The sequence below is a fragment of the Brevundimonas mediterranea genome (genome assembly GCF_014196125.1).
Classification (GTDB): Bacteria; Pseudomonadota; Alphaproteobacteria; order Caulobacterales; family Caulobacteraceae; genus Brevundimonas; species Brevundimonas mediterranea.
The window spans coordinates 26,274-39,108 of sequence record NZ_JACIDA010000004.1; the positions used below are offsets into that span (position 1 = coordinate 26,274).

Sequence of the window (12,835 nt, forward strand, 5' to 3'; positions counted from 1 at the left end):
TCCCGCAAGCGGGAGAGGGTCTTGGGGCGGTCATTTGGTCGATGCGGCGCCGTCGAACAGTTCCAGGATCTGGGCGTGGATGTCCGTGGGCCAAGGGGCGATCAGGGTGGCGAGCCTGGCGCGGTCGCCGGCGAACAGGGCGCGGCTGGCCTCTTCGAAATCGGGGGCGTCGCCGGCCATCTCGACCATGAAGCCATAGGCGGCGTCGGTGCGGCGGCGCCGCGCGTCGTCGTCCGCGCCGGTCTTGCGGGCCTGGTCCACCAGACGACGCAGGGCGGCCGACGCTCCGCCGGGCTGGGCCGCCAGCCAGTCCCAATGGCGAGGCAGAAGCGTGACTTCGCGTGCGGCGACGCCCAGGCGCGGCCGGCCGCGCTTGGGCGGCGGCGGCGCGGCTGGCCGCAGATCGAGATCGACCGCGCGGCCGGTCCGAAGGTCGAAGACGCGCAGCGCGGCCTGGGACGAGGCGGCCCGACTGGAGGCCGACAGGGCGGTTTTGAAGGCGGCGACGACCACGGCCTCCGGCCCCTTGGCGATCCGGTAGGGGCCGTCGAACAGAACCAGTTCGCGAATCTCGTCGTCCATATATTTACCCGGATAAAAATACTGGATAGGATAATACCCGGATATAAAGGAAGCCGTCATGACTACAAGCCGCAAGAGCCTGATCGCCGCATACAAGGAGCGGCCCACCATCGCCGGGGTCTATGCCGTGATCTGCAGCGCGACGGGCCAGGTCTGGGTCGGCAAGAGCCGCCACATCGACACCGAACAGAACGGGCTGTGGTTCGCGCTGCGCCACGGCGGCAGTCCGTACCGGTCGCTTCAGGCGGCGTGGAAGGCGCACGCGCCCGAGGATTTCCGCTTCGAGCAGCTGGATCGCTTGCCGGAGGATATCTCGGACCTTCGTCGCAAGGACGAACTGGTCAACCGGGCGAAGCTGTGGATCGCGCGGTTGGGTGCGGAGGCGTTGTAGAGGGGGCGAGCTTTTTAGAAATCCAGGTCGGCGTACCAGGCCGAGGGCGGCACGCCGACGAAGCGGTCGGCCAGCAGGGGGCGGAAGCAGGGACGGGATTTGAGTTTGGAATACCAGGTCTTCAGCGACGGCCAGTTGGCCCACTGAATCTCGCCGAAATAGTCGAGCACCGACAGGTGTGCGGCGGCGATCAGGTCGGCCTGGCTGAGGCGGCGGCCGGCCAGCCAGTCGCGGGCGACGACCAGGTCTTCCAGCATGGCGAGGTGGGATTTCAGGGCGTCGCGGCCGTGGCGCAGGGCGCGGGCCTCGGGCGGGCCCAGTTTGAGCAGGGGTTTCTCCATCCGCTCATGCAGCAGGACGGCGTCGACTTCATCGGTGAAGCGGCGCTCGAACCAGCCGGTCAGGCGGCGCGCCTCGGCCCGTTCGGCGGGGTCGGCGGACAGAAGCAAGGGGGCCTTCTGCTGATCCTCGATCCAGCCCAGGACGGCGGGCAGTTCGCACAGGGTCAGGGGGCGGCCGCGATCCGTGGTCTGGACGACAGGCGGCAGGCCCGAGGGGTTGAAGTCGTTGACCGGACAGTCGTCCTCCCACGGACGGACCGGGGTGTCGGTCCATTCGATACGCGCCTCGCCCAGAGCCAGGCGCGCGGCGCGCGAGGCGGGCTGGAAGGCGAAATGGAACAGGACGGTGGACTCGGACATCGCCGCTTGATGCGCCGACACCCGTTAATGTCCATTTACCGGATCGCGATCAGGACAGGATCAGGACCAGGGGCCTTTGGGCGGGGCGGTCGTGGGGGTGGCGGTGCGTGGTTCGGCGTCAGCTGTCGATACCGACGCACCGGGAGCGGCATGCGGCGGCGTGTCGGCGGCGGGCGGGCAGACCCGGCCGCGCGGATCGGCGTGAATCAGGATGTCGGCGGCGGGATAGTGGCTGAGCACCCGGGTCTCGGCTTCCACCACGATGGCGTGGGCGGCGTCCAGCGTCAGGTCGGGGTCCAGATCGACGTGCATCTGAACCATCATCACCTGGCCCGCCATGCGGGTGCGCAACTGGTGGACGCCTGAGATGCGCGGGTCGGCGAGGACGGCGTGGATGACGGCGGCGCGGTCCGTCTCGGGCACGGCGCGGTCCAGCAGATGATCGGCGGCGGCCTTCAGCATGCCGGTCGCCCCCCAGAACAGCCAGACGGCGACCACTAGGCCGGCGGCGGCGTCCAGGCCGGGCGCCCCCAGGAAGGCGCCCGAGATCACCCCGATCAGCACCACCAGATTGGCGGCAAGGTCGGCGGCGTAATGGGCGCGATCGCCGGCGACGGCCATGGAGCCGGTCTTCTTAAGGGCCCGGGTCTGCATCCAGACCAGCCAGGCGGTGATGGCGATGGAGACGATCACCACCCCGGTCGCCCAGCCGCCGGAGGTGACGGGACGCGGATCGAAGATGCGCTGAATCCCCTCCCACCCGATGAAGATGGCGGAGGCGAAGACCAGACCGGCCTGGACCATGGCGGCCAGGGCCTCGCCCTTGCCGTGGCCGTAGCGATGATCCTCGTCCGCCGGCGTGGCGGCCCAGCGCACGGCGAAGAAGGTCGCCAGCGAGGCGACCAGATCCAGCACCGAATCCGTCAGCGTCGCCAGGATGGAGACCGAACCGGAGGCGCCCAGCGCAAAGGCCTTGAGCGCGATCAGCACCAGAGCGACCCCGACCGAAAGCCGCGTGATGCGGCGGGTGGCCAGGTGGGCGTCCTCGAGAGGCGCGGGTGCGGGAGGAGGGGCGGGCGACGTCATTCCCGCCTCTTGTCGCGCAATCGTGGCGGAATGCCAACCGCAGGCCCTAATTCGAGCGCCCCGTTTGGATTGCGGCGTGCGTTAGCGTTAAGGACACACAACGGCGCTATGTCGAACGCCGTACATAGTTGATGGGCATCAGTCGTGGGGACGACATGAGCGCTGACGAACGCTGGATCGCGCGGAGCGAGGCCCTGACCCGGCTTGGGGTCAAGGCCCAGACCCTGTACGCCTATGTCAGTCGCGGCCGGATCGCCGCCCGCCCCGATCCCACCGATCCCCGACGCAGTCTGTACGCCGTCTCCGACGTGGCGCGGCTGTGCGGCGAGGGCGGCGCCGAGGCGGACGGCCCCGAAGTGCGGGCGCCGGTCATGGGGGCGGCGGCGCGGGGCGAGGCGGACATCCAGTCCTCGGTGTCGCTGATCGCCGACGGTCGGCTGTTCTATCGCGGTCTGGACGCGGTGCAACTGGCGGAGACCGCGACCATCGAGACGGCGGCGCGCGCCCTGTGGGACGCCCGCGAGACCAATCCCTTCGCCGATCTGAAGCCTCGCATCGACCCCATCGTCGGCGGATCCACCCAGAGGCGGGTCCTGGCCGTGCTGGGCCGCCGCGCCATCGAGGACCGGGCGCTTCGCACCCATGACCCCGTCAGCCTCAAGCGCGAGGCCGCCTCTCTGCTGAGCGAGGTGGTGGACAGCGTCTCCGGGCCGGGACCCCGCCTGTATCTTCACCAGCGGCTGGCGCGCGGCTTCAAGGCGGCCGAACGCGACAGTCATCTGATCCGTCGCGCCCTGGTGCTGGGCGCCGACGCCGGCCTGGACGACGCGGTCCTGGCGACGCGGGCGGCGGCGGGCGGGGGCGCGCCCCTGGCCGGCGCCGTTCTGGCGGGCGCGACCACCCTGGGGGGGACGCCGCTGACGGAAATCGACGATGTCGTGGCCTATGTCGGCGAGGCGCGGCGCGATCCGACCGGCGCGGCGCGGCGCTGGATCGGGCTGAAGGGGTGCGCGCCGGGCTTCGCGGCGGATACCGAATTCGGCCGGGTCGATCCGCGCGCCCCCGCCCTGTTGGATGCGGCGGACCTGACGGCGGACCTGAAGGCGGTCTGGGCCGAGGGCGAGGCGGCGGGCGGACTGCCGCCGGGCTTCGGTCTGGCCCTGGCCCTGACGGCGCGCCGACTGGACCTGGGTCCGACGGGGGCGGGGGACCTGTTGATGCTGGGGCGTCTGATCGGCCTTCTGGCCCATGCTGTGGATCAGGCGGCGGACGGCTCGCCTATCCGGGCGAGATTGCGCTATGTGGGGCCCGAGCCGGGCTCCCACTGACGTTTTTCGGTCAGGCGGGCCGGCCCCACGGGGATATCATGTCTGACTGGCTTGCAGCGATCATTCTCGGTCTGGTCGAAGGACTGACCGAGTTCATTCCAGTGTCCTCGACGGGGCATATGCTTCTGCTCGGCCATTTCATGGGCTTCGAGAGCTCGGGCAAGACGTTCGAGATCGTCATCCAGCTGGGCGCGCTGCTGGCCATCGTCAGCGTCTATTTCAAGCGTTTGTGGGCCCTGGCGACGCGCTGGCCCTTCGATCCCGAGGCGCGGCGGTTCCTGATCGGTCTGCTGGTCGCGTTCGCGCCGGCGGTGGTGATCGGCTTCCTGGCCTATGATTTCATCAAGACCGTGCTGTTCGAGACGCCCCAGGTGGTGTGCGTCGCCCTGATCGTCGGCGGGATCCTCCTGCTGCTGCTGGACCGGATGGACAAGCGACCCCAGTGGCTGGACGCCACCCAGTATCCGATGCGGGTCTATTTCCTGATCGGCCTGTTCCAGTGCCTGGCCATGATCCCCGGCGTGTCGCGATCCGGCGCCACCATCGCCGGCGGCCTGCTGCTGAAGACCGACAAGCGGTCGGCGGCCGAGTTCAGCTTCTTCCTGGCCCTGCCCACCATGGGGGCGGCGGTGGCCTATGACCTGCTGAAGAACCACAAGACGCTGGATTTCAGCGACGTCGGCCTGATCGTGGTGGGCTTCCTGGTGGCCTTCCTGACGGCGCTGGTGGTGGTGCGGTTCCTGCTGGACTTCGTGTCCAAGCACGGCTTCGGCCCGTTCGCCTGGTGGCGGATCGTGGTTGGAGTGGTCGGGCTGGCGCTGTTGCAGGCGGGGTTCTGAGGCTCCGGCTGGCGATTTTCGTCCCTAGCCTCTAAGGGGCGGGGCATGAGCACGCTTCTTTACGGCCGACCGCCGGTCGTCTTCGATCCGCCCAGCACTGGAGCGGGCGCCGCGATCCAGACCTCGCCCCTGATCCCCGGCTCGACCGCGCTGGAGAGCGTGGCCGAAGGCTCGGTCGACGACATCATGATCTATGCGCCGCCCGGCGTGCTGGAACGCCGCCATGTGCTGGCCCTGGCGCTGAGGGCGCTGAAGGTCGGTGGGCGGCTGGACGTGATGGCCCTGAAGGACAAGGGCGGGTCGCGGCTGAAGAAGGAGCTGACCGGCTTCGGCGTCGAGGTGGGCGAGACGGCCAAGGCGCACCACCGCCGCTGTATCGTGATCAAGCCCGAGACGATGGCCGGCATCGACGAGGCAATAGCCGATGGCGCGGCGCGGATCGTGCCCGGGCTGGAGGCCTGGTCGCAGCCGGGGATCTTCGCCTGGGACCGGATCGACGCAGGCTCGGCCCTGCTGGCGCAACATATGCCGGCGCTGAAGGGGGCGGGCGTCGATCTGGGCTGCGGCTATGGGGCGCTGGCGACGGTAGCCCTGAAGTCGGCGGCGGTGACGTCGCTTCGACTGATCGATCTGGACCGCCGGGCGGTCGAGGCGGCGCGGAAGAATGTCGAAGATCCGCGCGTGAGCATCGAATGGGCCGATGTGCGGACGATGGCTGCGGACGGCGAACTGAACTTCGTCGTCAGCAATCCGCCCTTCCACGACGGCGGGGCCGAGGATCGCCGGCTGGGGCAGGCCTTTATCAGGAAGGCGGCCGAACTGCTGAAGAAAGGCGGTGTGGCCTGGATCGTGGCCAACCGGCATCTGCCGTATGAGACCGAGCTGAATACGGCGTTCAATCGGGTGCGGCTGGTTGCGGATTCGGGTGGGTACAAGCTGTTCGAGGCGGTGAAGTGAAGACCCCCACCTCCCGCGTCGACCGCTTGCTGGGATCGATGGGCTATGGCTCGCGGGCCGAGATGGCGCGGATGGCCAAGGCGGGGGGGATCGTGCTGGACGGCGCGGACCTGACGGACGTGTCCAAGCGGATCGCGGTAACGCCGGACCTGCCGACCCGGATGGAGATCGACGGCGAACCGCTGGATCCGGTGCAGGGTCTGGTGATCCTGCTGAACAAGCCGCTGGGCATGACCTGTTCGCACAAGGAAGAGGGCGCGCTGGTCTATGACATCCTGCCGGGGCGCTGGCGGTCGCGCGACCCCGCTATTTCGACCATCGGGCGGCTGGACAAGCAGACCACGGGCCTGCTGCTGCTGACCGACGACGGGGATCTGCTGCACCGGGTGATCAGTCCCAAACGCCATGTGGCCAAGGTCTATCGCGCCGGGCTGGCGCGGCCGTTGACGGGGACGGAAGGGGCGCTGTTCGCCTCAGGCGAACTGGTGCTGGAGGGTGAGGACAAGCCGCTGGCGCCGGCGGTGCTGGAGGTGGCGTCTCCGACCGAGGCCCTGCTGACGGTGACGGAGGGCCGCTATCACCAGGTGCGGCGCATGTTCGCCGCCGCCGGCAATCACGTGGAGACCCTGCGCCGCGAGCGGCTGGGCGGACTAGCCCTGCCGGCCGATCTGGCGCCGGGGGAGTGGCGGCTGCTGACGCCGGAGGAGATTGCGTCGATCTTCGTCTGAACCGACCGGCGTTTGACGATCCATGCCGCGATGAAACGCGGCGAATTCTGATGGCGTTATTTACCTCGAGTAGCAGGCCTTTGTGGTCCGGTCCCGAAGACGATACGATGGCGCCATGAGCCACTATTCGGTGACAGAAGCACAGGCGGACCTGGCCCGTCTGATCGAGGCCGCCGAGCGGGGCGAGCCCGTCATCATCGACCGCCCCGATCCGGGCGTCGAGGTGAAGATCGTGGCGCGGCGCATCCGCCCTGATGGGCCGCACGATATCGAATGGCTGAGATCTGTGCGCGTCCAGCCGCGTCGTGAGCCGGTGAATACGGCTGCGGCCCTGGCGGAAATGAAGGAAGAACGCGGCCGGTGAGCGTCTATCTGGACGCCAGCGTCATCGTTCCCTTGTTCGTGCAAGAAAAGACGAGCGAGGCCGTGCTCGCCTGGATGGCGTCTGTCGATAGGGCGATCGTGTCCGATTGGGCGATGGCCGAGGTGTCGTCGGCCATGTCGTATCACGTCCGCCGCCGAAGCCTGGATCCCGACGAGCGGGATCTGGCGGAGACGAAGTTCAACATCTGGCTGGATCGTGCGGCGGCGGTGAGAGAGGTCGATCCAGAGGACGTGACGGCGTGTCGGTTTCTCCTGCATCGACATCCGCGATTGCGGACGCCGGACGCCCTGCACCTGGCCATCGTGCAGCGGCTGGAATGCGATCTCGCCACCTATGATCATGATCTGGCCGATGCCGCGCGTCGGGACGGGGTGAAGGTAATCGCGCCATGACAACCAAGATCAAGATCTGCGGCCTGACCACGGCCGACACCCTGGACGCCGCCCTGGACGGCGGGGCGGATTTCGTGGGGGCGGTGGTGTTTGCGAAGAGCCCGCGCCATTTGGCGCCCGAGGCGGCGGCGCGTCTGTTCGAACGGGCGCGGGGGCGGGCGAAGATCGTGGCGGTGACGGTTGATCCGGACGACGCCTTGCTGGAAGAGATCGCGCGGACGCTGAAGCCCGATTTCATCCAGTTGCACGGGGCGGAGACGCTGGCGCGGGCGGAAGGCGTGCGCGCCTTGACGGGGGCGGGGGTGATCAAGGCTCTACCGATCCGGCATGGCGACGACTTCTTCGCCGCCGACGAATGGGATTATCACGCCGACCATCTGATGTTCGACGCCAAGCCGCCCGAGGGATCGGTTTTGCCGGGCGGGGTCGGGCATAGTTTCGACTGGACCCTGCTGGCGGACCGGGCGTTTCGCCATGACTGGTTCCTGGCGGGCGGGCTGAATCCCGACAATGTGGCGGAGGCGCTGCGGATCACCGGGGCGCCGATGGTGGACGTGTCCTCTGGCGTCGAAAGCGCGCCGGGTGTTAAGGACCCCGACCGGATCGCGGCCTTCATCCAAAACGCGCGCCGGACGTAATTACGACGCCTCCCTGCGTGAAAGTTGGACTCGTGAACGCTCAAACCCCCATCCGGACCCCGACCCCAGGCCAGCCGCTGTCCAACGCCTATGCCTGGCCGGACGCGCAGGGCCGGTTCGGTCCCTATGGCGGGCAGTTCGTGGCCGAGACCCTGATGCCGCTGATCCACGAGCTGGACGCGGCCTACAAGGCGGCCAAGGCCGATCCCAGCTTCCAGGCCGAGCTGGACGGCTTCCTGACCCATTATGTCGGTCGCGAGAGCCCGCTGTATTTCGCCGAGCGGCTGACCGACCATTTCGGCGGCGCGCGGATCTGGCTGAAGCGCGAGGACCTGAACCATACGGGCGCGCACAAGATCAATAATTGCATGGGCCAGATCCTGCTGGCCCGCCGCATGGGCAAGACGCGGATCATCGCCGAGACGGGCGCCGGTCAGCACGGCGTCGCCAGCGCGACCGTGTCGGCGCGCTTCGGCCTACCCTGCACCGTCTATATGGGGGCGGTGGACGTCGAGCGGCAGCAGCCCAACGTGTTCCGCATGCGTCTGCTCGGCTCGGAAGTCTTCTCGGTCACGGCCGGGGCCGCGACCCTGAAAGACGCGATGAACGAGGCGATGCGCGATTGGGTGACCAATGTGTCGGACACCTATTACATCATCGGCACGGCGGCGGGTCCGCACCCCTATCCGGCCATGGTGCGCGATTTCCAGTCGGTGATCGGCAAGGAGATCAAGACCCAGTCGATGGCCCGGATGGGCAAGCTGCCGGAGGCCGTCGTGGCCTGTATCGGCGGCGGATCGAACGCCATCGGCGCCTTCCACCCTTTCATCGACGACGCGGCCGTGCGGCTGATCGGGGTCGAGGCGGCGGGGCATGGGCTGGATACGCCGGACCATGCGGCGTCGCTGAAGGGCGGGCGGTCGGGCGTGCTGCACGGCAACCGGACCTATCTGTTGCAGGACGACGACGGAAACATCGTCGAGGGCCATTCGATCTCGGCCGGTCTGGACTATCCGGGGATCGGGCCGGAACACGCCTGGCTGCACGACATCGGCCGGGCCGAGTATCGCTCGGCGACGGACAATGAGGCGCTGGAGGCCTTCCAGCTGTGCTCGAAGCTGGAAGGCATCATCCCGGCGCTGGAACCGGCCCACGCGCTTGCGCGCACGGGCGAAGTGGCACGCGAAGTCGGCAAGGGCGGCGATGTCGTCCTGCTGATGTCGGGGCGGGGCGACAAGGACATCTTCCAGGTCGCCAAACATCTGGGAGTGGAACTGTGATCCGTAGCTTTCTGGCGGCGACCGCCGTCCTGAGCCTTTCGACCGCCGTTCAGGCCCAGACGCCTGCGCCCCAGGCCGCCCAAGGCCAGCCGGCCGATGTCGGCTTGCTGCCGGGCGCGGAACTGTCGGCCGATTGCGGCGGGCTGAACAATCTGGCCGGCCGCGCCTGGTGCGTCACCGCGCCCCTGGGGCAGGTCGGCGCCTTGGCTGACGCCTATATCGCCGATCTGGCGACCAAGGGCTGGCTGGCGGCGGGCGGCGACGAGAACCGCGTGGTCTTCGTCAAGCGCCGCGAGGCCGGCGGCTGCGACGGCATGCAGATGGTCGCCTTCTACGACACCACCAAGACCGCCGTCGCCGAACTGCCCGCCTATCTGGGCTTTGCCACTGTGCCGGGCGATGTGTGCGCCCAGGCCGCCGCCGAGAAGCCCGCTTCGGAAACCACGCCGCAATGACCACCGCCCGTATCGACGCCCGTTTCGCCGCCTTGAAGGCCGAGGGCCGAGCGGCCTTTATTCCCTATGTGATGGGGGGAGATCCGTCGCGCGAGGAGGCGCTGGCGATCCTGAAGGGGTTGCCCGCCGCCGGGGCCGACATCATCGAACTGGGCTTTCCGTTCAGCGATCCGATGGCCGAGGGACCTCCGATCCAGCGGGCGGCGATCCGGGGGTTGAAGGCCGGGTTCGGGCTGCGCTCGACTATGGATCTGGCGCGGGAGTTCCGTAAGGGCGACGACGTCACGCCTATCGTGCTGATGGGCTATCTGAACCCGATCGAGAGCCTGGGCTATGACGCCTTCGCCGCCTATGCGGCCGACTGCGGCATCGACGGGCTGATCGTGGTGGACTGCCCGCCGGAAGAGGCCGGGCCGCTGATCGCGGCGCTGGACAAGGTGTCGATCTCGCTGATCCGGCTGGCGACGCCGACCTCGGACGACGCGCGGCTGAAGATCGTGGTCCAGGGGACCTCGGGCTTCGTCTATTATGTCGCCGTCGCGGGCGTGACGGGCGTCAAGGAAGCGAACGCCGACGTCGTGGCGCCGGCGGTGATGCGGGTGCGCAAGGCCTCGGGCCTGCCGGTCGCGGTCGGCTTCGGGGTCAAGACGCCGGAACGGGCCGCCGAGATTGCGCGTGTGGCCGACGCCGTCGTGGTGGGCTCGGCCCTGGTCGATGAGGTCGCCGCCGCGCTGGAGGCCGGCGAAGCTGTTGCGCCGCGCGTCCTGGCCCGGGTCAAGGCGCTGGGCGACGCGGTTCGGTCCGTGCGCACTGGTGCATCCCTGGCGGAAACCGTCTAAGAGCCCGCCCATGGTCGACAAGAACAAACCCCAGGAAAAGCGCGGCGGCTGGCTGAGCCGTTTCGCGCCCGGCGTCCGCAAGATCGTTTCGCGCCGCGACACCCCCGACAATCTCTGGGTCAAGGACCCCGATACGGGCGAGATGCTGTATCGCTCGGACTTGGAGGCCTCGCTTTGGGTGACGCCGTCGGGCCGGCACATGCGGATCGACGCGCCGACGCGGCTGAAGGCCACGTTCGACGGCGGTCAGTATGAGTCCATCGACACGCCGGACGTGCCGGAAGATCCGCTGAAATTCTCGGACGGCAAGTCCTACAAGGATCGCCTGAGCGCCGCGCGCAAGGCGGCGGGGCGCAAGGACACTATGGCCATCGGCTATGGCGTCGTCGGCGGCCAGGCGGCCGTGGTGATCGTCCAGGACTTCACCTTCATGGGCGGATCGCTGGGCATGGCGGCGGGCGAGGCCTTCATCAAGGCCGCGCGCGAGGCCGTGGCCCGCAAGGTTCCGATGATCTGCTTCACCGCCGCTGGCGGCGCGCGGATGCAGGAAGGCGCCCTGTCGCTGATGCAGATGGCGCGCACCACCCTGGCCATTCAGGAACTGAAGGCCGCGACCCTGCCTTACGCCGTGGTCCTGACCGATCCGACGACGGGCGGCGTGACCGCCTCCTACGCCATGCTGGGCGACGTGCATCTGGCCGAGCCGGGCGCGCTGATCGGCTTCGCTGGTCCGCGCGTGATCGAGGCCACCATCCGCGAGAAACTGCCGCCGGGCTTCCAGCGCGCCGAATATCTGCAGGAAAAGGGCATGGTGGACCGGGTGGTCGTGCGCGCCGACCTGCCGCGCGTCTTGGGCCAGATCCTGTCCATGCTGATGGGCGGAAACCGCCAGGCGGCCTGACCGCCTTGGACCCGATTTCCGAGCGGCTGCGCGCCCGACATCCGCAGCGGATCGACTTGTCGCTGGATCGGATGAAGGCGTTGTGCGCGGCGCTTGGCGATCCGCAGCATAGACTACCGCCGGTGGTCCATGTGGCGGGGACGAACGGCAAGGGCTCCACCGTCGCGATGATCCGGGCCATCGCCGAGGCGGCGGGGCTGAGGGTGCACGCCTACACCTCGCCCCATCTCGTGCGCTTCAACGAGCGGATCCGGCTGGCGGGCCGGCTGATCGAAGACGATGCGCTGAACGCCGTCCTGGACCGGATCGAGGCCGCGATGGCCCAAACGGGCATCGAGGCGACGGTGTTCGAGAGCACCACAACGGCCGCCTTCCTGGCCATGGCCGAGACCCCGGCCGACCTGGCCATCGTTGAGGTCGGGCTGGGCGGGGTGCTGGACGCCACCAATGTGATCGAACGGCCGCTGCTGAGCATGATCGCCCCGGTCGATTACGACCATGCGGAGTTCCTGGGCACAGACCTGGCCGGGATCGCGGCGGAGAAGGCCGGGGTGCTGAAGGCGGGGGCGCCGGGCGTGATCGCACGCCAGCAGGAGGCGGCCATGGCGGCCATCGAACGCGCCGCCCAGGCGGTCCATGCGCCGCTGACGGTCATGGGCGTGGATTTCGACGCCTGGGCCGAGCGGGGCGGGATGGTGTTCCAGAACCAGGAACGGTTCCTGGACCTGCCGGCGCCGGGCCTGGCGGGCGCGCACCAGATCGACAATGCGGGCGTCGCCGTGGCGGCGGCCCTGGAGCTGGACCTGCCCGAGGCGGCGATCGCGCAGGGGCTGAAGGCCGTGCGCTGGCCCGCGCGGCTGCAGAGGATTTCGGCGGGTCCGTATGGCGAGGCGGCCAAGGCGGCGGAGGCGGAGCTGTGGCTGGACGGGGGGCATAATCCCCACGCCGGGCGGGCGCTGGCGGTGTTTCTGGCCGAGCGTCAGACGCGGGCGCCGCGTCCGCTGGCCCTGATCTGCGGCATGCTGGCGAACAAGGACGCGGGTGGTTTTTTTGCGGCCTTGAAAGACAGCCAGGCGACGGTCTTCACTGTGGGGTTCGAGGGTGCGGCGGCGGAGCCTGCGGCCTTGGCGGCTGTGGCGCGCGGGCATGGACTGGCGGCGACGCCGGCGGGATCGGTGGGCGAGGCGCTGGATCTGGCGCTTAGACTGGGCGCCGGCCGCGTGGCGATCTGCGGGTCGCTGTATCTGGCGGGCGAGGTGCTGGCCGCCGGCCGGGAGACCTGGCCGGAGTGATATCTCTCCCTCCCCCTGCGGGGGAGGGAGATTCTGGTGTG

16 protein-coding genes are annotated in these 12,835 nt (G+C 68.9%); 13 read left to right on the forward strand and 3 right to left on the reverse strand.

The features are described from left to right. Positions 1-30: 30 nt before the first annotated feature. Positions 31-582, reverse strand: coding sequence for a DUF2239 family protein (locus GGR11_RS15715; protein ID WP_183198584.1), 552 nt, complete (start codon positions 580-582; stop codon positions 31-33). Positions 583-640: 58 nt separating this feature from the next. Between GGR11_RS15715 and GGR11_RS15720 the strand changes: the two genes are divergently transcribed. Next, positions 641-973, forward strand: a complete 333-nt coding sequence (locus GGR11_RS15720) for a GIY-YIG nuclease family protein (RefSeq protein WP_183198587.1) — start codon at positions 641-643, stop codon at positions 971-973. A gap of 14 nt (positions 974-987) precedes the next feature. Here the strand turns inward: GGR11_RS15720 and fzlA are convergent, their stop codons facing one another. Both fzlA and GGR11_RS15730 read right to left on the reverse strand, forming a co-directional pair. Beyond that, entirely contained in the window at positions 988-1,674 is a 687-nt protein-coding gene (gene fzlA, locus GGR11_RS15725) for an FtsZ-binding protein FzlA (RefSeq protein WP_183198589.1), read from the reverse strand. A gap of 60 nt (positions 1,675-1,734) precedes the next feature. Continuing rightward, positions 1,735-2,760: a cation diffusion facilitator family transporter gene (locus GGR11_RS15730; RefSeq protein WP_183198591.1), complete on the reverse strand. Its 1,026-nt coding sequence runs from the start codon at positions 2,758-2,760 to the stop codon at positions 1,735-1,737. A gap of 155 nt (positions 2,761-2,915) precedes the next feature. On the opposite strand from GGR11_RS15730, the gene GGR11_RS15735 reads away from it, so the two are divergent. The 12 genes from GGR11_RS15735 to GGR11_RS15790 all read left to right on the forward strand — a co-directional run bounded on the left by GGR11_RS15735 (position 2,916) and on the right by GGR11_RS15790 (position 12,794). Continuing rightward, complete coding sequence (locus GGR11_RS15735; protein ID WP_246331952.1) at positions 2,916-4,088, forward strand: citrate synthase family protein; 1,173 nt, start codon at positions 2,916-2,918, stop codon at positions 4,086-4,088. 38 nt (positions 4,089-4,126) lie between these two features. After that, positions 4,127-4,927 carry an undecaprenyl-diphosphate phosphatase gene (locus GGR11_RS15740; protein ID WP_183198595.1) on the forward strand — a complete coding sequence of 267 codons (801 nt, stop codon included), beginning with the start codon at positions 4,127-4,129 and terminating at the stop codon, positions 4,925-4,927. 45 nt (positions 4,928-4,972) lie between these two features. Next, complete coding sequence (locus tag GGR11_RS15745) at positions 4,973-5,884, forward strand: class I SAM-dependent methyltransferase (protein WP_183198596.1); 912 nt, start codon at positions 4,973-4,975, stop codon at positions 5,882-5,884. Positions 5,885-5,922: 38 nt separating this feature from the next. Beyond that, the gene (locus tag GGR11_RS15750; RefSeq protein WP_183198788.1) at positions 5,923-6,612 is read left to right on the forward strand and encodes a pseudouridine synthase; all 690 of its coding nucleotides are present in this window, start codon (positions 5,923-5,925) and stop codon (positions 6,610-6,612) included. A gap of 115 nt (positions 6,613-6,727) precedes the next feature. After that, positions 6,728-6,976: a type II toxin-antitoxin system Phd/YefM family antitoxin gene (locus GGR11_RS15755; RefSeq protein ID WP_183198598.1), complete on the forward strand. Its 249-nt coding sequence runs from the start codon at positions 6,728-6,730 to the stop codon at positions 6,974-6,976. Then, positions 6,973-7,389, forward strand: coding sequence for a PIN domain-containing protein (locus GGR11_RS15760; protein WP_183198600.1), 417 nt, complete (start codon positions 6,973-6,975; stop codon positions 7,387-7,389). The genes GGR11_RS15755 and GGR11_RS15760 overlap by 4 nt, the downstream gene beginning before the upstream one ends. Next, positions 7,386-8,027 (forward strand): phosphoribosylanthranilate isomerase, encoded by a 642-nt coding sequence (locus tag GGR11_RS15765; RefSeq protein WP_183198602.1) that lies wholly within the window; start codon positions 7,386-7,388, stop codon positions 8,025-8,027. Before GGR11_RS15760 ends, GGR11_RS15765 begins: the two co-directional genes overlap by 4 nt. 77 nt (positions 8,028-8,104) lie before the next feature. After that, a complete protein-coding gene (trpB, locus tag GGR11_RS15770; RefSeq protein ID WP_221205368.1) occupies positions 8,105-9,307 on the forward strand; it encodes a tryptophan synthase subunit beta in 1,203 nt (400 codons plus the stop codon). Further along, positions 9,304-9,762, forward strand: a complete 459-nt coding sequence (locus GGR11_RS15775) for a hypothetical protein (protein WP_183198604.1) — start codon at positions 9,304-9,306, stop codon at positions 9,760-9,762. The genes trpB and GGR11_RS15775 overlap by 4 nt, the downstream gene beginning before the upstream one ends. Continuing rightward, positions 9,759-10,601, forward strand: coding sequence for a tryptophan synthase subunit alpha (gene trpA, locus GGR11_RS15780; protein ID WP_183198606.1), 843 nt, complete (start codon positions 9,759-9,761; stop codon positions 10,599-10,601). The genes GGR11_RS15775 and trpA overlap by 4 nt, the downstream gene beginning before the upstream one ends. A gap of 10 nt (positions 10,602-10,611) precedes the next feature. Next, positions 10,612-11,502, forward strand: a complete 891-nt coding sequence (locus tag GGR11_RS15785; RefSeq protein ID WP_183198608.1) for an acetyl-CoA carboxylase carboxyltransferase subunit beta — start codon at positions 10,612-10,614, stop codon at positions 11,500-11,502. Positions 11,503-11,507: 5 nt separating this feature from the next. Continuing rightward, the gene (locus GGR11_RS15790) at positions 11,508-12,794 is read left to right on the forward strand and encodes a bifunctional folylpolyglutamate synthase/dihydrofolate synthase (protein ID WP_183198610.1); all 1,287 of its coding nucleotides are present in this window, start codon (positions 11,508-11,510) and stop codon (positions 12,792-12,794) included. Positions 12,795-12,835: the final 41 nt, after the last annotated feature.